This is a genomic window from Microbacterium lemovicicum, assembly GCF_003991875.1.
Lineage (GTDB): Bacteria > Actinomycetota > Actinomycetes > Actinomycetales > Microbacteriaceae > Microbacterium > Microbacterium lemovicicum.
In genome coordinates this window covers 2,464,525-2,483,449 of record NZ_CP031423.1, presented here as the reverse complement: position 1 = coordinate 2,483,449, position 18,925 = coordinate 2,464,525, and the positions used below count along the sequence as shown (strand labels likewise).

At 71.9% G+C, this 18,925-nt stretch carries 10 protein-coding genes; all 10 read left to right on the top strand.

All coding sequences use genetic code 11. The features are described 5' to 3' along the window. Window positions 1-33 precede the first annotated feature (33 nt). The 10 genes from CVS47_RS11645 (at window position 34) to CVS47_RS11600 (ending at window position 18,903) form a co-directional block, all read left to right on the top strand. Window positions 34-1,506, top strand: coding sequence for a malate:quinone oxidoreductase (locus CVS47_RS11645; protein ID WP_127096228.1), 1,473 nt, complete (start codon window positions 34-36; stop codon window positions 1,504-1,506). 156 nt (window positions 1,507-1,662) lie between these two features. Next, window positions 1,663-7,719, top strand: a complete 6,057-nt coding sequence (locus CVS47_RS11640) for an Ig-like domain-containing protein (RefSeq protein WP_241240133.1) — start codon at window positions 1,663-1,665, stop codon at window positions 7,717-7,719. Between the two features lie 40 nt (window positions 7,720-7,759). Beyond that, window positions 7,760-8,731, top strand: coding sequence for an AAA family ATPase (locus CVS47_RS11635; RefSeq protein ID WP_127096226.1), 972 nt, complete (start codon window positions 7,760-7,762; stop codon window positions 8,729-8,731). Continuing rightward, complete coding sequence (locus CVS47_RS11630; RefSeq protein WP_127096225.1) at window positions 8,731-9,984, top strand: DUF58 domain-containing protein; 1,254 nt, start codon at window positions 8,731-8,733, stop codon at window positions 9,982-9,984. Before CVS47_RS11635 ends, CVS47_RS11630 begins: the two co-directional genes overlap by 1 nt. Then, window positions 9,981-12,377 (top strand): transglutaminase TgpA family protein, encoded by a 2,397-nt coding sequence (locus CVS47_RS11625; RefSeq protein ID WP_127096224.1) that lies wholly within the window; start codon window positions 9,981-9,983, stop codon window positions 12,375-12,377. The genes CVS47_RS11630 and CVS47_RS11625 overlap by 4 nt, the downstream gene beginning before the upstream one ends. Then, complete coding sequence (locus tag CVS47_RS11620; protein WP_127096223.1) at window positions 12,374-13,696, top strand: RDD family protein; 1,323 nt, start codon at window positions 12,374-12,376, stop codon at window positions 13,694-13,696. Before CVS47_RS11625 ends, CVS47_RS11620 begins: the two co-directional genes overlap by 4 nt. Then, window positions 13,693-14,511, top strand: a complete 819-nt coding sequence (locus CVS47_RS11615; protein WP_127096222.1) for a PP2C family protein-serine/threonine phosphatase — start codon at window positions 13,693-13,695, stop codon at window positions 14,509-14,511. The genes CVS47_RS11620 and CVS47_RS11615 overlap by 4 nt, the downstream gene beginning before the upstream one ends. Then, the gene (locus CVS47_RS11610) at window positions 14,511-15,887 is read left to right on the top strand and encodes an FHA domain-containing protein (protein WP_127096221.1); all 1,377 of its coding nucleotides are present in this window, start codon (window positions 14,511-14,513) and stop codon (window positions 15,885-15,887) included. Before CVS47_RS11615 ends, CVS47_RS11610 begins: the two co-directional genes overlap by 1 nt. After that, on the top strand, window positions 15,884-17,497 hold the full coding sequence (locus tag CVS47_RS11605) for a serine/threonine-protein kinase (RefSeq protein WP_127096220.1): 1,614 nt from the start codon (window positions 15,884-15,886) through the stop codon (window positions 17,495-17,497). The genes CVS47_RS11610 and CVS47_RS11605 overlap by 4 nt, the downstream gene beginning before the upstream one ends. Then, window positions 17,494-18,903 carry an RDD family protein gene (locus CVS47_RS11600; protein ID WP_127096219.1) on the top strand — a complete coding sequence of 470 codons (1,410 nt, stop codon included), beginning with the start codon at window positions 17,494-17,496 and terminating at the stop codon, window positions 18,901-18,903. Before CVS47_RS11605 ends, CVS47_RS11600 begins: the two co-directional genes overlap by 4 nt. The last annotated feature ends 22 nt before the right edge of the window (window positions 18,904-18,925 follow it).

Here is an 18,925-nt window from a genome sequence, read left to right as displayed (position 1 = left end):
GCTCGGAACCCTGCGCGCGCCTAGAATTATCCTGTGACCGAAACCGTCGACGTCGTGCTCATCGGCGGTGGCATCATGAGCGCCACCCTGGGCACCTTCCTCTCCGAACTCCAGCCCGACTGGAAGATCACCGTCTACGAGCGGTTGTCCGATGTCGCGCTGGAGAGCTCCAACGCGTGGAACAACGCGGGCACGGGGCACGCCGCCCTGTGCGAGCTGAACTACACGCCCGAGGCCTCGGACGGGACGATCGATCCCAGCAAGGCGATCTCGATCAACGAGCAGTTCCAGCAGAGCCGGCAGTTCTGGTCGTCGCTCGTCGAGGCGGGCGTGCTGAACGCGCCCTCGACCTTCATCAACTCGACCCCGCACATGACGTTCGTGCAGGGCGAGAAGGATGTCGCATTCCTCAAGGCGCGCTACGAGGTGCTGCGCCGGCAGCCGCTGTTCGCCGGCATCGAGTACTCCGAGGACTCCCGCGTCATCAACGAGTGGGCGCCGCTCCTCATGAACAAGCGGCGCGCAGGCACGCCCTTCGCGGCGACCCGGGTGCCGGCCGGCACCGACGTCGACTTCGGGGCGCTCACCCACCAGCTGTTCGACAACCTCCGCTCCCGCGGCGTCGAGGTCGTCACCAACCGCGAGGTGCGCAAGCTCAAGCGTCAGAAGGACGGCTCCTGGAACGTCACCTGGCGCAACACCGTCGGGCGCACGCCGGGCACGACCAACGCCCGCTTCGTCTTCGTCGGCGCGGGCGGGTGGGCGCTGAAGCTCCTGCAGCGCTCCGGCATCCCCGAGATCAAGGGCTACGGCGTCTTCCCGATCGGCGGGCAGTGGCTGAAGACCTCGAACCCGAAGCTGGTCGCTCAGCACAAGGCGAAGGTCTACTCGCAGGCGTCCGTCGGCGCACCGCCGATGTCGGTGCCGCACCTCGACACGCGCATGGTGGACGGCGAGGCGTCCCTCCTCTTCGGGCCCTTCGCCACCTTCAGCCCGAAGTTCCTCAAGAACGGTTCGATGCTCGACATCGTCACCCAGGTGCGGCCGCACAACATCGGTCCCATGCTCAAGGTCGCCGTCGACAACCCGTCGCTCATCACCTACCTCGTCGGCGAGCTGCTCAAGGACCACTCCAAGAAGATGGACAGCCTGCGCACGTTCATGCCGACGGCGCAGGACGAGGACTGGGAGCTCCTTCAGGCGGGCCAGCGCGCGCAGGTCATGAAGAAGGATCCGAAGAAGGGCGGCGTGCTGCAGTTCGGCACCGAGGTCGTGACCTCGGAGGACGGCTCCATCGCCGGACTCCTCGGCGCCTCGCCCGGAGCCTCGACGGCCGTGTCGATCATGCTCGGACTCCTCCGCCGCTCGTTCCCCGGCGAGATCGCGGGCTGGGAGCCGCGCCTGCGCGAGCTCATCCCCAGCTACGGCGAGACCCTCAACGCGCGACCCGAGGTCGCGCGCGAGGTTCTCGAGGAGACGTCGGAGGCGCTCGCCCTCACGGCGTGAGGCTCGGCGCTCCGTGCCGGTCGATGGGCATCTCTGCCCATCCGGAACGGTCTTGCGGCGAGGTTAGGATGAACACTCGCGCCGACTGAGGTCGGCGTGTGCCGCGGGTGGGCGGCGAACCGAGGGGGAGACCGGTACATGAAGGCTTTGTCGTGGATGCGCACGCGCCCCAAAGCCCTGGCATCGGCTGCCGGCGTCACCGTCGGCGTCATGGCGATCACGACCATGGCGTTCGCGTACGAGGGCTTTCCCACGACCGAGGTCGACCTGAACGACGGCGGAGTCTGGATCACCAAGACCTCCAGCCTGTTGGTCGGCCACTTCAACCACGAGTCGACCGTGCTCGACGGAGGGCTGCGGACCACGGGTGAGGATTACGACGTCCTCCAGGATGCCGCGAACATCCTCGTCGTGGACCAGGGCAACTCCACCGTGACGGCCGTCGACCCGGCCCGCGTCTCGCTCGGCGACTCTGCCGGCATCCCTGGCGCCGCGAAAGTCACACTGGGCGACAAGACGGCCGCGATCCTCGACCAGAAGTCCGGCGCCCTGTGGGTGGTGCCGGTGCAGACGATCGCCTCCTTCGAGATCGAGGCGGCCGAGCCGAACGCGGAGCTCGGCGAGAACGCCGACGTCGTGGTCGCCGCCGACGGAACGGTCTTCGGGCTCTCCAGCGCCCGCAAAGAGGTCGTCACCGTGGCCGTCGACGCCAACGGCGAGGCGCAGGAGCCCTCGACCGCATCGCTCGACGAGCTCGACACCTCCGGGTCCGCCACCATCACCGCCGTCGGGCGGACGCCCGTGGTGCTGGATCCGGTCGCCGGCGAGGTCATGACGCCCGGCGGGTTCCGCACCGCGATCCCCGACGCCGACGGCGCGGTGCTGCAGCAGGCCTCCGCCCAGACCGGTGCCGTCGCCGTCGCGACGGCCTCCTCGCTGCTGAGCGTGCCGCTCGAGGGCGGCGAGCCGGTGGTGACGGATGCCGGTGGCCGGGGTTCGCCTGCCGCGCCGGTCTGGCTGCGCGGCTGCACCTACGGCGCGTGGGCCGGGTCCGCGGCGTTCGTCCGCGACTGCGACGGCACCTCCAGCGACGTCCGCGCAACCATCCCGGACGGCGCCGATTCCGCGAGCCTCGTCTTCCGCGTCAATCGCGACGTCATCATCCTGAACGACGCCGTCGGCGGCGCCGCGTGGCTCGCGAACGAGAGCCTGCAGCGCGTCGACAACTGGAACGACCTCACACCGCCCGAGGGCGAGACCGAGAACGAAGAGGACTCGACGCAGGAGACGATCGAATCAACCCTCCCCGAGCGCAGCGAGATCAACACGCCGCCCGTCGCGGAGGACGACTCGTTCGGCGTGCGTCCCGGCGGCTCGGCGCTCCTTCCGGTCATCGACAACGACAACGACCCGGACGGCGACGTCCTGGTCGCGACGGTGGCGGGCCAGCAGCCGTCCATCGGCACGGTCCAGCAGATCTTCAACGGTGCGTCGCTGCAGATCGCGGTGCCCGAGGACGCCTCCGGCACGTCGAGCTTCTCGTACGAGGTCGATGACGGCCGCGGCGGCAAGGACACCGCGACCGTGACCCTGGAGGTCCACCCGGACGACGAGAACGCGGCGCCCGCCCCGAAGCGCAAGACATCGCTCACGGTGGAGACCGGCGGCACCGTGTCGTACAACATCCTCCCGGACTGGATCGACCCGGACGGCGACGACATCTACCTCAAGGAGGTCGTGGCCGCCCCCGGCGACGAGGTGGACTTCAGCACCGACGGACAGCTCACCTATAAGGCGACGGCCAGCCTGCAGGGTCGCAAGGACGTGCAGGTCACCGTCGCCGACGGCCGCGGCGAGTTCGCGTCCTCGACGATCCTGCTCGACGTGCGGCCGCAGGGCTCGACCAAGCCGAAGACGAACGCCGACCACGTCGTCACCCGCGTGGGCGAGCAGATCACCGTGGCGCCCCTCGCCAACGACACCAGCTCCGGACGCGAGCCCCTGCGCCTCGGCCGCGTGGACGAGGTGCCCGGCGCGACCGTCGTGCCCGACTTCACCAACAAGACGTTCACGTTCAGCGCCCCGACGGTGGGCGTCTACTACGTGCAGTACCTCGCCACCGCCGGACCCGAGAACGGCGAGGGTCTCGTGCGCGTCGACGTGATCGAGGCCGCCGAGGTCGACCTGCCACCGGTGGCCGTGCGCGACGTGGCACTGCTGCCGACGGGCGGGGATGTGCTCGTCGGCGTGCTGAACAACGACGCCGACCCGGCCGGCGGCATCCTCGTCGTCCAGTCCGTGTCGATCGAGCCGGGGGCCGGCGTGTCCGTGTCCGTGCTCAACCACGAGACGCTGCGCATCACCGATCAGGGCACCCTCGACCAGCAGATCCGCATCTCCTACCGGATCTCCAACGGCACGCAGTCCGCCGACGGCGAGGTCGTCGTCGTGCCGATCCCCGCCCCGGAGCAGATCCTGCAGCCGGTCACGGCGCCCGACACGGCCTACGTCCGCACCGGCGACGTCGTCACGATCCCCGTGCTCGCGAACGACACGCACCCCAGCGACGACGTCATGCACGTCGCGCCCGAGCTCGTCGAGCCGCTCGTCGACCCCGAGGACGGCGAGGCGTTCGTCTCGCAGGACGCCGTGCGGTTCCGGGCCGGGCCTGTGGCCAAGACGGTCTACCTCACCTACGAGGCCGTCGACTCGCGCCAGCAGAAGGCGGCCGGCTACGTCACCATCCAGATCCTGCCCGTCGACGAGGAGACCAACGCGGCGCCGCGGCCGCGGGACCTCGTCGCGCGCACGCTCTCCGGCACCGCCATCGACATCGCCGTCCCGCTCGACGGCATCGACGCCGACGGCGACTCGGTGGAGCTCATCGACATCTCCTCCAGTCCCGCCAAGGGACGCGTCGTGGAGGTCGCGCAGAACTACCTGACGTACGAGGCCTTCGAAGGCTCGAGCGGAGTGGACGTCTTCAAGTACCGCGTCCGCGACCGGCTCGGCAAGGAGGGCACGGCGACGATCCGCGTCGGCATCGCGCCGGCGGAGCAGATCAATCAGGCGCCCTATGCGGTGAAGGATGCCGTCGTCGTGCGTCCCGGCCGCGAGATCGCCGTCCCCGTCATGGCGAACGACTCCGACCCCGAGGGCGACAAGATCTCGCTCGTCGAGAACGGGCTCGAGGTGCCCGCCATCGAGGGACTCTCCGCCCGCGTTTCAGGCGACCGGGTGCTGGTGAAGGCGCCCGACCGCGCGCTGGAGACCTCTCTGCAGTACACCGTGACCGACACGCGCGGGGCCACGGCCACGGCCGTGCTGCAGATCACGGTCGACGAGAACGTGCCGCTGCAGGCGCCGATCGCCCGCGACGACCGGCTGCAGCCCGCCGACCTCATCGAGGGGAGCCTGACGGCCGACCTCGACATCCTCGAGAACGACGAGGACCCCGACGGCACGACCGACAGCCTCGACCTCGAACTCGGCGCGGGCGCCACCCGGCTCGAGGACGGCAAGGTGCGGGTCAGCGTCACCGACGAGCTCCAGCTCATCCGCTACACGCTCACCGACCAGGACGGACTGCAGTCCTCCGCGTTCATCTTCGTTCCCGCCGTCTCGGGCCTGCGTCCCACCCTGACCTCCACCGCGCCTCTCGAGGTGGTGAGCGGCGAGACCAAGGAGGTCCCGCTGGCGGACTACGTCACCGTCGCCGGCGGCGGTCAGGTCGTCATCACCGAGCACGCCAAGGTGAGCGCGGTCAACGCCGACGGCTCCGACCTGGTGAAGGACGAGCGGACGCTCGTCTACACCTCCGCGCCCGGCTACTTCGGCGAGGACGCCCTCACCTTCGAGGTCACCGACGGAACGGGCCCTGACGACCCGGCCGGACGCAAGGCCACGCTCAGCATCCCGATCACCGTCCTGCCTCCCGCCAACCAGCCGCCGACGTTCACCGGCGGACAGGTGAGCGTCGCCCCGGGCGAGGACGCCAGCACACTCGACCTCGCGGCCCTCACCAACGACCCCGACCCGGAGGACAACGGGAAGCACCAGTACTCCCTCGTCGGCGGCGAGGGCAAGGGCATCACCGCCCAGGTCGACGGCTCGACGCTCCGCGTGCAGGCCGCCACGACCGCGCAGAAGGGTGCCGCCACGACGCTCACCCTGCGCATCACCGACGGCGTCACCGAGGCCGTGGAGGGTTCGGTGCTCGTGCAGGTCACCGCCTCGAACCGCGCGATGCCGGCGGCCAACACCGACACCATCGCCGAGGCGGATCAGGGCAAGGCCGTGACGGTGCCGGTGCTCGCGAACGACTACAACCCGTTCCCCGAGACGCCGCTCAAGCTGCGCGCCGCCAACGTCGAGACCGGCGCCGGCAGCGCCCGGGTGGAGGGCGACAACGTCGTGGTCACGCCGTCCGCGGACTTCGTGGGCACCCTCGTGGTGCGATACACGATCCAGGATGCGACCGCTGACCCCGACCGCGAGGCGACCGGTCAGGTCGTGCTCACCGTCCAGGGCAAGCCGGCCGCTCCCGGTGCGCCGACGGTCACGAGCGTGCAGGACCGCACGGTCGTCGTCTCCTACGGCGCCCCGTCGAACAACGGCGCCGAGATCTCGAAGTACACGGTCAAGGCCGTGCAGGGCGGCGCGTACTCGAAGGAGTGCCGTTCGACGACCTGCACGCTCGACGGCCTGACGAACAACGTCGAGTACGTCTTCCAGGTCACCGCCACGAACCGCGTGGGCGAGTCCGACCCGTCCGGGTCGTCGCCCGTCGCCCGTCCCGACGCGCGTCCCGACACCCCGAACCCGCCGTCGCTCACGTTCGGCGACAAGTCGCTGCAGGTGGCGTGGACGACGCCGACGACGCCGGGTTCGCCCGTCGAGCGCTACACGCTGGAGATCTCGCCGGCACCGCCTTCGGGCGTCACCCGCAAGGAGGTCACCGGCAACTCCGTCACGTGGGAGGGGCTGGAGAACGGCGGCAACTACCAGGTGCGCGTGCAGGCCCACAACCGTGCGCCGGAGCCGTCGAGCTGGAGCAACTGGTCGGCATCCGAGATCCCGGCCGGTCCGCCTCTCGCGGGCTCCGCCCCCACCACGGCGGAGCTGCAGCCGGTCGGCGACCAGGCGCAGATGCAGGTGAACTGGGGGACGCCTCCGTCCAACGGCGATGCGATCGACGCGTACCAGCTCGAGGTGCGCGAGGGCTCCAGCGTGCAGAAGACGCTGACGCCCGCGCCGGGCACCAACAGCCAGGCCGTCGTCGTGCCCACCTCGGAGGCCGCGTACACCTACCGGATCCGCGGTCACAACAAGGCGGGCTGGGGCGAGTGGAGCGAGCTGTCCGCGCCGCGACGCGGTGTGGTCGCGCCCTCCGCGCCCTCCGTCACCGCCGTCCGTCCGGCGGACCGCTCGGTGAGCGTCGACTACAGCCCGGGATCGCGCAACGGCGCCCGCGCCGAGGAGATCACCTACCAGTACCGCCTCAACGGCGGCACCTGGGCCGGATTCCCCGGCAACGGCGTCATCGGCGGGCTGACCAACGGCCAGGCGTACGCGGTCGAGATGCGCGCCGTCGCGACCGTGGACGGCACCACCTACGCCGGTGGAGTCTCCAACAGCGTCAGCGAGACCCCCTACGGTGCGCCGACCACGCCCCGGGCCACCGCCAGGAACCTCGGCCAGAGCGTCGAGCTGAGCTGGGACTCCAGCGGCTCGAGCAACGGGCGACCCATCACGCTGACGCAGATCCGCATCGACGGCGGGGGCTGGCAGGACGTCGGCCAGAACAACTCCCGCACGGTCGGCAGCGGCTACTCGGAGACCCACAGCATCGACGTGCGCGCGCAGGACAGCACGGGCGCCTGGACGCCGGTGGCCTCGGCCTCCGCGCGCACCAATGACCCGCCGCCGGCGAAGGTCTGGGTCACCCAGGGCGACGCCGCAGGCAGCTGCGTGAACGGATGCCGGCAGTACGTCGTCAACTTCGAGAACCTCAACATCGGCAACGCGACGGTGTGGTGCTACTCCAGCAACGACGGCCGCATCGAAGCGCTGTCCTACACGGTCAACTTCAACGGCAACGGCAGCAAGCAGCTCGGCTGCTACGTCGGCCGCGACGGCCAGGACGTGTGGGTCGACATCCGCGGGTGGGGCGGCGACGTCGACACCGAGAAGAGATTCTGGGCGCGACCGTAGCCCTGCCCGACCTTCCCTCCACGACAGAGAGCATCACGACATGAGCATGACCCCCGAGCAGGCGGCCTGGTTCCACTCGACCTTCGATCGGCTGGTGGCCAACATCGACAAGGCGGTGCAGGGCAAGGGCGAGATCATCGGGCTGGTGCTCGCGGCCATGCTCGCCGAGGGACACGTCCTCCTCGAGGACGCCCCGGGCACGGGCAAGACCAGCCTCGCCAAGGCGCTGGCCGCCACCGTGCAGGGGACGAGCGCGCGCATCCAGTTCACGCCCGACCTCCTGCCCTCCGACGTCACCGGCGTCACGATCTACGACCAGCAGGCGCACCGCTTCGAGTTCCACAAGGGCCCGATCTTCGCCTCCATCGTGCTGGCCGACGAGATCAACCGCGCCTCGCCGAAGACGCAGTCCGCGCTCCTGGAGGTGATGGAGGAGTCGCGGGTCACCGTCGACGGCGTCACGCATGAGACGGGCCGCCCGTTCCTCGTGATCGCGACGCAGAACCCGATCGAGCAGGCGGGCACGTACAAGCTGCCTGAGGCGCAGCTGGATCGCTTCCTCATCAAGACATCGATCGGCTACCCCGACCTCGCGGTGACCGAGAAGATCCTCGCCGGGGCATCCGATCGCAACCCCTCCGCCGGACTGTCGCCCGTCATCACCACGGGTGCCGTGGCCGACATGGCCGACCTGGCGGCATCCGTCCACGTCGAGCCCGCCGTCCTGCGCTACGTGGCCGAGCTCACCGCAGCGACGCGCGAGGACACCGCCACGCGCCTGGGCGTGTCCGTCCGCGGCGCCATCGCGATGGTCCGCATCGCCAAGGTGTGGGCGGCCGCGCACGGGCGGCACTTCGTGCTTCCCGACGACATCAAGACCCTCGCCCACCCGGCGTGGCAGCACCGCCTCGTGCTCGACGCCGAGGCGGAGTTCGCCGGCACGAGCAGCGCCACGGTCATCGCCCGCGCTCTCGACGGGATCGCCGCTCCGCAGGCGCGAACGGCGGCCTGATGGTCGCGGAGGCACTGCCGGCGCAGGGGGATCGCGACGCCGGATGGCGTGACGTCGCGGCGCTCCTCGGCGCGCGCGCGCTGACGCGCCTCCGCATCATCGGCTCGGTCATCCGTCCGCTCGCGTGGGTGCTCGCGGGGATCGCCGTCGGCTCGTGGGTCGTCGGCCAGATCATGGGATGGCGCGAGCTCATCGTGGTCGCCATCATCCTGGCCGTGACGCTCGCGGTCTGCGCGCTGTTCCTCATCGGCCGGACGGCGTACGACGTCTCGCTGGACCTCGCCCGCACGCGCGTGGTCGTGGGCGAGCGCGCGGTCGGCGCGCTCACCCTGGCCAACCGCGGGACGCGCGCGATCCTGCCGTCGCGCATCGTGCTGCCCGTCGGATCCGGCCGCGGAGAATTCGGCATCCAGCGCCTCGCGCCGGGGGAGGAGGCCGAGGAGCTCTTCGCCATCCCGACGCAGAAGCGGGGTGTGGTGAAGGTCGGCCCGGTGAGCGTCGTGCGCGGTGACCCCCTCGGCCTCTTCGAGCGGGCTCATCGTCGCGACGAACCCGTCGACCTCTTCGTGCACCCCCGCACCGTCGCCTTCGGCGGTCAGTCGCTCGGCTACCTCCGCGACCTCGAGGGTCTGCCGGCCGCCGACCTGTCGCGCGACGACGTCTCCTTCCACGCCCTGCTGGAGTACCAGCCCGGCGACGACCTCCGCCACGTCCACTGGCGGTCGACGGCGCGCACCGGCACCATGATGGTCCGGCAGTTCGAGGAGACCCGCCGCTCCCACTTCGTCATCGGACTGTCGCGCTCGAGTGCCGACTACACCTCCGCCGACGACCTCGAGCTCGGCATCTCGGCCGCGGGCTCCATCGGCCTGCGGGCGCTGCGCGACTCGCAGCGCGTCGACATGCGCGTGCAGGGCCGCGAGCTGCCGGCCGCCACCGGCAAGCAGCTGCTCGACTCGCTGTCCGCCGTCGAGACCAGCAAGCCCCGCGAGGGCGGCATCGCCGACCTCGCGGGCACGGTCGCGGCCGCGATGCCGCTCGCGAGCGTGGTCGTGCTCGTCTGCGGATCGACCGTGTCGTCGGACGACCTGCGCCTCGCGTGCTCCCGCCTGCCGTTCGGCGCCCGCGCCCTGGCCGTCATCGCCGACACGCGGGTGGATTCGCCCGCCCTGCGCCGCATCGGCGACGCCGACGTGATCACGATCGGCGCCCTCGAGCAGATCCCGCTCGCCCTCCAGAAGGTGCTCGCATGACCGCGCCCGCACCGGCGGCGCTTCCGCGTCGTCGCTGGATCCTGGATGTCGCGGCATCCGCCACGCTCATCGTCGTCGCCCTCCTCGGGTTCTGGCCGACCTTCGCCGGCCCGGCGTTCCTCCCGGCTGCCCTCGGGGGACTCGTCCTCGGGCTCGGCGTCGCTGCGGTGGCGGCCTGGCGTCGATGGGGCATCCTCATCATCACGGGACTCGTGCTGGCGGCGTACATCGTCTTCGGCGGCGTTCTCGCCCTCCCGCAGACCACCCTCCTCGGCGTCGTCCCCACCCTCGACACGCTGCAGAGGCTGGCCCTGGGCACGGTCACGTCGTGGAAGCAGATGCTGACCACGGTGGCACCGGTCCCGGCATCCGATGGTCATCTCATCGTGCCCTTCCTCCTGGCCCTCGTGTTCGGCGCGCTGACCGGCTCGCTGGCGCTCCGTCTGCGGCAGGCCGCATGGGCGCTCCTCCCCGTCGGTCTGCTGCTCATGCTCGTGATCGCCCTGGGCACGCCCGACCCGGCCTTCCCGGTGCTCCAAGGGCTGGTGCTCGCCGTCGTGAGCATGGTGTGGCTCGCGCTGCGTCAGATATGGGCGCCGCAGAACATGGCCGTGTCGGTCGGCGAGGTCGACCCGGCGCGCGCCTGGCGGATGCGCCTGCGCCGGCTGCTCGCCGGCGTGGCGGTGCTGGCGGTCGCCGGTGGCGTGGGCGTCGCCGCGAGTGCGGTCGCCGTTCCCGCGGAGCCCCGGCACGTGTTCCGCGACGTCATCATCCCGCCCTTCAACATCCGCGACTACCCGAGTCCGCTCCAGGCCTTCCGCAAGAACGTGCGCGACGAGGCAGACGAGACCCTGTTCACGGTGCAGGGTCTGCCGAAGGGCGCGCGCATGCGCACGGCGGTCATGGACGAGTTCGACGGCACGGTCTACAACGTCACCGACGGCGGCCCGACGACGTCGAGCGCGTTCACCCCGCTGCGCGCCGGCATGTCGCCGGACGCCCGCGGCGTGCCGGTCACGCTCAAGATCGCCGTCGACGAGTACGACGCGGTCTGGCTGCCCACGGCCGGAGCGCTGGAGGACATCCGCTTCGACGGCGACCGCGCCGACGAGCTGCGTCGCGCGACGTACGTGAACGCCGCGACCGGCACCACCGTGACGACCTCGAAGCTGCGGGCGGGTGACGAATACACCGTCGACGCGGTCATCCCCGCGACCCCCGAGGACGACCAGCTCGCCGACGTCCCCTTCGCCGCCGTCCCGCAGTCCACGCAGCAGAACGTCCCCGAGGAGCTGGCCTCGCTCGCAGCCGAGATCGTCGCCAACGCCGAGACCCCGATCGAGCAGGTGCGCGCGCTGGAGACCTATCTCGCGGAGGAGGGCTTCTTCAGCCACGGACTCGAGGGAGAGGTGCTCTCCCGCGCCGGCCACACCTCGGAGCGCATGACCACGCTGTTCGGCGGCGATCAGATGATCGGCGACGACGAGCAGTACGCCGTCGCGATGTCGCTCCTCGCCGGCGAGCTGGGCATCCCGGCGCGCGTGGTGATGGGCTACTACCCCGACGAGAACCAGGAGGGCGACGCGTTCTTCGAGGCGGCCGGTGACGACGTGCACGCGTGGGTCGAGGTCGACTTCGCGGGCGTCGGCTGGCTCGCGTTCGACCCGACGCCTCCCGAGGACCAGGTCCCGAACGACCAGAACACGAAGCCGAGGGTGGACCCGAAGCCGCAGGTGCTTCAGCCGCCCCCGCCGCCGCAGGAGCCGGTCGACCTGCCGCCGACCCTTCCCGACGACCGGGAGTCCGAGGACGAGACGGTGAACCTGGCCGGCATCATCGGCACGATCCTGCTCATCGCGGGCATCTCCCTGGCGATCCTCGCCCTCCTTCTCTCGCCGTTCATCGTGATCGGCGTGTGGAAGGCCGCCAGACGCCGGTCGCGCCGGACGGCAGCGCGCACCGCCGACCGCATCAGCGGCGGCTGGGACGAGCTCACCGACCGCGCCGTCGACTACGGCGCGCGTCTAACGCCGGGCAGCACCCGCACCGAGGAGGCCGCCTCAGTGGTCGCCACCCTCGCCGTCCCTCAGGTGACGTCGCTCGCCGACCGGGCCGACGCCGACGTCTTCGGGCCGACGGATCCGACGCCCGACGACGTCGACGCGTTCTGGCGCGAGGTCGACGAGATCGTCGGCGGACTCGGCGCGGGAGCGGGATTCTGGAAGCGCCTCAGGGCGCGCATCAGCCTCCGCTCGCTCCTCAGCAACACGAGGATGTCGGACGGCGTCCGCACCCTGCGCGACGCGGCGACCGCGCGCATGCGCCGCGAATCGGGCACGATCGGAAGCAGCAGCACGACGCCACCCGCCGCCCCCGAGAGCGAGACCCCATGACGGAGCCCGCAGCCGTGACGATCGCCCCGATCTCCCGACGCGCGATCGGCTACCTCATCGACGCCGTGATCTCGGCCGGTCTGGCGATCGTGATCTACGGGATCGTCGTGGTGATGGCGACGCTCGCGGGAGCGGACGGGATGCTGGGTACGCTCCTCGTCGGAGCGCCGGTCGCCTCCGCGCTGCTGCTCATCTGGTTCCTCGTCTACACGCTCATGCAGTCGCGCTCCGGGTCGATCGGCATGCGCGCGCAGGGGCTGCGCCTGGTCCGCGCCCGCGACGAAGCTCCGCTCGGCTTCGGCCGGGCCCTGCTGCGCAACGTCGTGTTCGGGCTCGCATGCTCGATCGTCGTCGGCTACCTCACCCCGCTGTTCGACGGCTCCGGCCGCTTCCAGGGCTGGCACGACCGCGCGTCCGGTGCGCTCATGACGGATGCCCGCGCCACCGGCCCCGGGTCGGTTCCGGCGCGGCGCTCGAAGGCCGCGCCGACGGCCACGGGTGCCGTCGTCGCTGCTGCGGCGCCGTCCCCCGCCGCAGCGGCGGGAACGCCCGCCGTCGCCACGGCGGCGCCGGCTGCGCCCGCCGTCCCGCCGCTTCCTCCCCGCCCCCCGGTCACGGAGCCCCGCCCGGTGTCGCCGCAGCCCTCCTCGTCCGTGCCCGACGGCGCCGAGCCGCTCATCGCGTTCGTGCCCGGCATCACGCACGACCACGCACCCGGGACCGCGCCGCAGGTCGCCGTCGCGACGCCTGCCGCGTCGGGCACGCCGGCGCCGCAGCATCCGCTCGATCGGGGTGGCGATGTCGCAGAGCTCGACGCGACCGTCGTCGGACAGCGCGTCGCGGCCGAGGCTCCGCCGGCGCCTTTCGTCGATGCGCCGCCGGCACACCTCGTCGACGCTCCGCCTGTGCCCGCGCCTGCCGCCCCCGAGGCTCCCGCCGCCCCGGCCGGCGCCCGCGAGGTCGAGCCCCTCGAGGACACGAGGATCAGCATCCCCGGTCACCGCCTCGTCTTCACCTGGGACGACGGCACGCGCGTGTCGGTCTCCCGGCTCACGGTCTTCGGCCGCAATCCCGCGCCCCAGGACGGCGCCGTGATCGTGCCCGTCCGCGACGAGACGCTCTCCCTGTCGAAGACGCACTTCGAGGCGGCGGCGGAGACGTCCGGCGGCTGGGTCATGGACCGGCACTCCACGAACGGCATGACGCTCGTCCGCGACGGGCAGCGGATCGCCTGCCCGGCCGGTCAGCGGGTGCCCGTCCGGCTCGGCGACGCGATCGAGATCGGCGACCGCATCGTCACGATCGGAGGCTACGCATGAGGCCTGCGGCTCTCATCGTCTCGACCGGAGCGGCGACGCACACGGGGCTTCGGCGTGCGCTGAACGAGGACTCCCATCTGGCGACCGCCCCGGTCTTCGTCGTCGCCGACGGCATGGGCGGCCATGAGGCGGGGGAGCGGGCGAGCGCCGCGGTCATCGCGGAGTTCTCCAGCTCCGTCGGGCGTGCCGCGCTGGAGCTCGACGACGTGCGGCTCGCGCTGTCGCGCGCCCGTGCGAGCGTGGAGGAGCTGTCGGCCTCCGGCAACGGCCGCGCCGGCACGACCCTCAGCGGGGTGGTCATCTCGGCCGTCGACGGCATGGGCTATTGGCTCGCCGTCAACATCGGCGACTCCCGCACCTATCGTCTCGCGGACGGCGAGCTCGAGCAGATCAGCGTCGACCACTCCGTCGTGCAGGAGCTCATCGACGCCGGCGAGCTGACCGCGGAGGACGCCCTCGCCGACCGTCGTCGCAACATCATCACCCGCGCCATCGGCGCCAGCAGCACCGGCGATGCCGACTACTGGCTGTTCCCCGCCGAGCTGGGCGACCGGATCATGGTGTGCTCCGACGGGCTGACGTCGGAGGTGCCCGACGCCCGCATCCGCGCGGTGCTCCACAGCGAGCCCGACCCGCAGCGGGCCGCTGACGTCCTCGTCGAGGAGGCCGTCGCCGCCGGCGGTCGCGACAACATCACCGTGGTCATCGTCGACGCCGTCTCGGTCGCCTCGCGGCCGGGCATGCTCCTGGAGACCGACGACGACATCGATGCGGACACCCGCCCGCGCGAGACCGCAGCAGGAGGAGTGCGCTGATGCAGACGACCTACCGATCCGGAGACTGGTACGTCATCGTGCTCCCCGGCGGCCTGGTGGCACTGCCGCCGGATGCGTCGGCGGACGTCGTGACGGGCATGTGGGAGCGGATGCCGCACCAGCCCGCCCTCGCGACGGTGCTCGACGTGCTCGCCTCACAGGCGGGCGGGATGCTGGCATCCCTGCCGCCGTTCGCCGCCGTGATCTCCGAGGGCGACGACGTCCGCATCGCCGTCCGCGGCGACGCCGTCGTGCGCGTGGGCACCGCCTCGGGCGTGCGGGAGTTCTCCGGAGCCGACGCGTCGACTTGGAACGAGCGCTTCGTGACCGGCGCGACCCGCGTCGAGCTGACGATGGATGCCGCGGCCCAGGGTCCCGCCCTGCCGGTGCGCAGTGCGGTCGTCCGCGCGGCAGACGTGATGGCGAAGCTCGGGTCGGATTCCGTGGTCCACGACGCGCCGGTGGTCCACGACGCGCCGGTGGTCGCGGACGTGCCGATCCCTGAAGCCGCTTCCGTCGTCGAGGCTGTGCCGGTGGTCGAGGCTGTGCCGGTGGTCGAGCGGGATGCCGAGTCGGTGCCTTCACCGGAGGTCGAGCCGGAGGCCGGTGACGAGCCCGCGCTCGAGCTGGAGCCCGCGCCCGAACCCGAGCCGGAGCCCGCCGCGCCTGCGCCCGCCCCCGAGCCGGAGCCCGTTGCCGCCCCCGAGCCCGCCCCCGAGCCTGTTCCCGAGCCGGACCCTGTTCCCGCCCTCGAGCCGGTCATCGACGCCGCCCCGACGGCCGAGGACGCACCCGCCCTCCCCGAGCCGAGCGAGCTGACCCTCGCCCCGCCGAGCGACGACTCCGACCAGCTCTGGGGAGCCACGGTGCATTCCGTCCCCGGCGTGGCGGTGCCGCCCCTGCCGCCCCTGCCGGCGGCGCCGCTCGCCGGCGATCACGACGGCGAGACGATCTCGGCGGCGCAGCTGCGGGCCGTGCGCCCTCAGCCGACCGGTGACGACACCCCCACCGCCGTGCTCCCTGTCGTGACGGCGGCCACCGGCCGCATCCGCGTCTCCACTGGCCAGGTCGTCACGCTCGACCGCACCGTGGTGATCGGCCGCCGGCCGCGCTCGACGAGGGCGAGCGGTGCCAACATGCCGCACCTGATCGCCGTCGACAGTCCCGAGCAGGACATCTCCCGCAGTCACCTCGAGATCCGTCCCGAGGGCGACACCGTGGTGGTCATCGACCTGCACACCACCAACGGCTCGACGCTGCTGCGGCCGGGTGCCGATCCCGTGCGCCTGCACCCCGGGGAGCAGACCCTCGTGCTGTCCGATGACGTGGTCGACCTCGGTGACGGCGTCACGGTCGCCTTCGAGGGACTTCCGTGAGCCGTCCCCCCTCCCCGCCGCCGGAGCTGCCCGGCTTCCGCTACCTGGAGCCTCTCGGCACGGGTGGCTTCGCCGACGTGTTCCTGTACGAGCAGCAGATGCCGCGGCGAGAGGTCGCGGTCAAGGTGCTGCTCGCCGACCGCCTCACCGGCGGTGCGGCCCAGGAGTTCGCCGACGAGGCGAACGTCATGGCGATGCTGTCGACGCACCCCGCGATCGTCACGATCTACCAGGCGGGGGTGGCCGGCGACGGCCGTCCGTACCTCGTCATGGAGTACTGCCCGCGGCCGAACCTGCAGCTGCGCGCGCGCAAGGAGACGTTCTCCGTCGCCGAGGCGCTGCGCGTCGGCGTGCAGGTGGCGGGAGCCGTCGAGACCGCCCACCGCGCCGGCGTGCTCCACCGCGACATCAAGCCGGCGAACATCCTCGTCACCGCCTACAACCGCCCTGCGCTGACCGACTTCGGAATCGCCTCGACGACCGGCGCCACGAGCGAGGCCGCCGGCATGTCGATCCCGTGGTCGCCGCCGGAGTCCTTCGCCGAGCCGCCCCGCAGCGGGCCGCGGACGGATGTCTGGGCTCTCGGCGCCACCCTGTTCACGCTGCTCGCGGGTCGGTCGCCGTTCGAGCGACCGGGGGAGCGCAACTCCAGCGCCGACCTCATCGAGCGGATCGAGCGCGCCGCCGTCCCGTCGCTGAACCGCCCCGACGCACCCGACAGCCTCCAGCGGGTGCTCGACCGCGCCATGGCGAAGAACCCCGACGACCGCTATCCCAGCGCCGTCGCCTTCGCCCGGGCGCTCCAGAAGGTGCAGATCGAGCTCTCGCACTCGGTCACCCCCATCGACATCGTCGACGACCACCCGCCGGCCGAAGACCTCGACGACGACAACGACGGTCTCACCCGCGTGCGCGAGATCGTCAGCATCGATCCGGATGCCGCGGCTCTCACCCGTCCGTCCGCCACCACGGAGCGCAAGCCGTCGTCGCCGGTGGGGCCTGCCGTTCCGCGCTTCGATCCCCCACCGCCCTCCGCGCCCGACGAGGCCACCCAGATCCGCACGTCGTCGGCACCGCCCGACCCCGCGCCGTCGACGGCGGACGACCGCACGATCGCCCGGCCGCCGACGGTCGTCGCGCCGCAGCCGGCCCCGTCGCCCGTCCCGGCCGAGCCCGCGGCCGCGACGGCCGCTGCCCGTCCCGCACGGAAGGGCCTGTGGATCGGCCTGTCCGCCGCGGCCGCGGTCGTGGTCGTCATCGGGGCCTTCATCGGCGTCAACACGCTCGCCGCCGGCATCGACAGCACGCCCGTGGCGAGCCCGACCGCGGAGCCGCAGGATGTGGTGACCGATTTCGTCCCCAAGGTGGCGGAGCTCACCGGCACGCGCCAGGGCGAGCAGACCGTCTTCACGTGGGTCAACCGCGACCCGCAGGATGGCGACACCTTCATCTGGAACGTCGTGGACGTCTCCGGTGCGGTCGACACGCAGCAGTCTGCGAACGCCGTGGCCCAGGTGCCGGCGAGCTCGGGCACGACCTGCATCGATGTGATGCTGCGGCGAGAGGACGGGCGAGTGTCCGAGCCCGTCCGGGGGTGCGTCGACGGATGATCTGGGAGATCGACGAGAAGCGCTCCGAGATCGAGGGAATCGATGCGCAGGGGCGCGCCGATCCCGCCTACGCCGCGGCGCTCGGTCTGCTCCGCGCGCCGTTCGGCCGGCGGGCGCTCGCCGCCCTGATCGACGCGGCGCTCTGGCTGATCCTCGCCATCCCGTTCCTCGTGGGAGCCGTGCCGCTCCTGCTGAAGCTCGCGACGGGCTCGATCTCGGCCTACGGCTTCCTGAACCACCCCGATTTCATCCTCGCCGCCGTCCTGGCCGCGGTGTCCACCCTGCTCGGCCTGATCTACCTCGTCGTGCAACTGATCCTGCACGGCGTCAAGGGCAGGACCATCGGCAAGGCCCTCACCGGCATCCGCAGCGTCGACGTGCGCACCCTGGCGAAGCCGCGCGTCGGCCGCGTGCTCGTGCGCTTCCTCCTGCTGATCGCCGCGGGCATCGTGCCCGTCGTCGGAGTCGCGCTGATGCTCGTCTCGCCGACGTTCGACCCGGAGCGCCGAGGAAGAGGGCTGCACGACAAGGCCGCCGGGATGTGGCTCGTCGACGTGCGCCGCGGGCTCAACCCCTACGACGAGAAGCGCATGCGCGTCGCGCGCAAGATGGTGAAGGCAGAGCCCGTCCTCGGCCGGTCGGCGCTGCCGTCGCTGGCCACGCCCACTCTGCCCGGCGCACAGCCCGAATACCGTCCCGGCAGCCGGGTCAGCGCGGGCATCCTCGGACTCGCGAAACCGCACGACTCCCGAGAGCGGCCGAGCGTCGGACTCTCGCTCGCGACGCCCACCGTGCCGTCCGCTCCCGCCGAGCCGGGTCAGCCGGTGCTGGGCGGCTACCGGCCGCACGATGCGGCGGGGCCCGAGGCATCGACGTCCGATGCCGCGACGTCGGTGGTCCCCGCTCCGCCGGTCGCCGCGCCGGCGCCGACACCCGCGCCCACGCCGGACCCCGCGCCCGCACCGACGCCGGAGCCAGCGCCCGCTTCCGCACCGGACCCCGCGCCGTCGCCGACGCAGGATCCCGCGCCCGCACCGACGCCCGAGCCGACCCCCGCACCCGCCTACGGCCTGCGCTTCGACTCGGGGCAGGACGTGCCGGTCGAGCGACCCGTGCTGATCGGGCGCAACCCCGACCCGGCCGAGCACCCGGGCGCCGCCGCCGTCGCGCTGGTCGACGACAGTAGGTCGCTCTCGAAGACCCACCTGCTGGCGCGACCGCTGGCCGACGGCATCGAGATCACCGACTGGCGCTCCACGAACGGCTCGGGACTCGTGCGCGCCGGCACCGAGTACGCCGTCGTCGCCGGTACCCCCGTGCAGACCACCGTCGGCGACGTCATCCGGCTCGGCGACAGAGTCGCCACCGTGGTGGTGCTGCCATCGCGCGCCGACGCCCGACCGTGACCGACGCACCTTCCCGCAACAC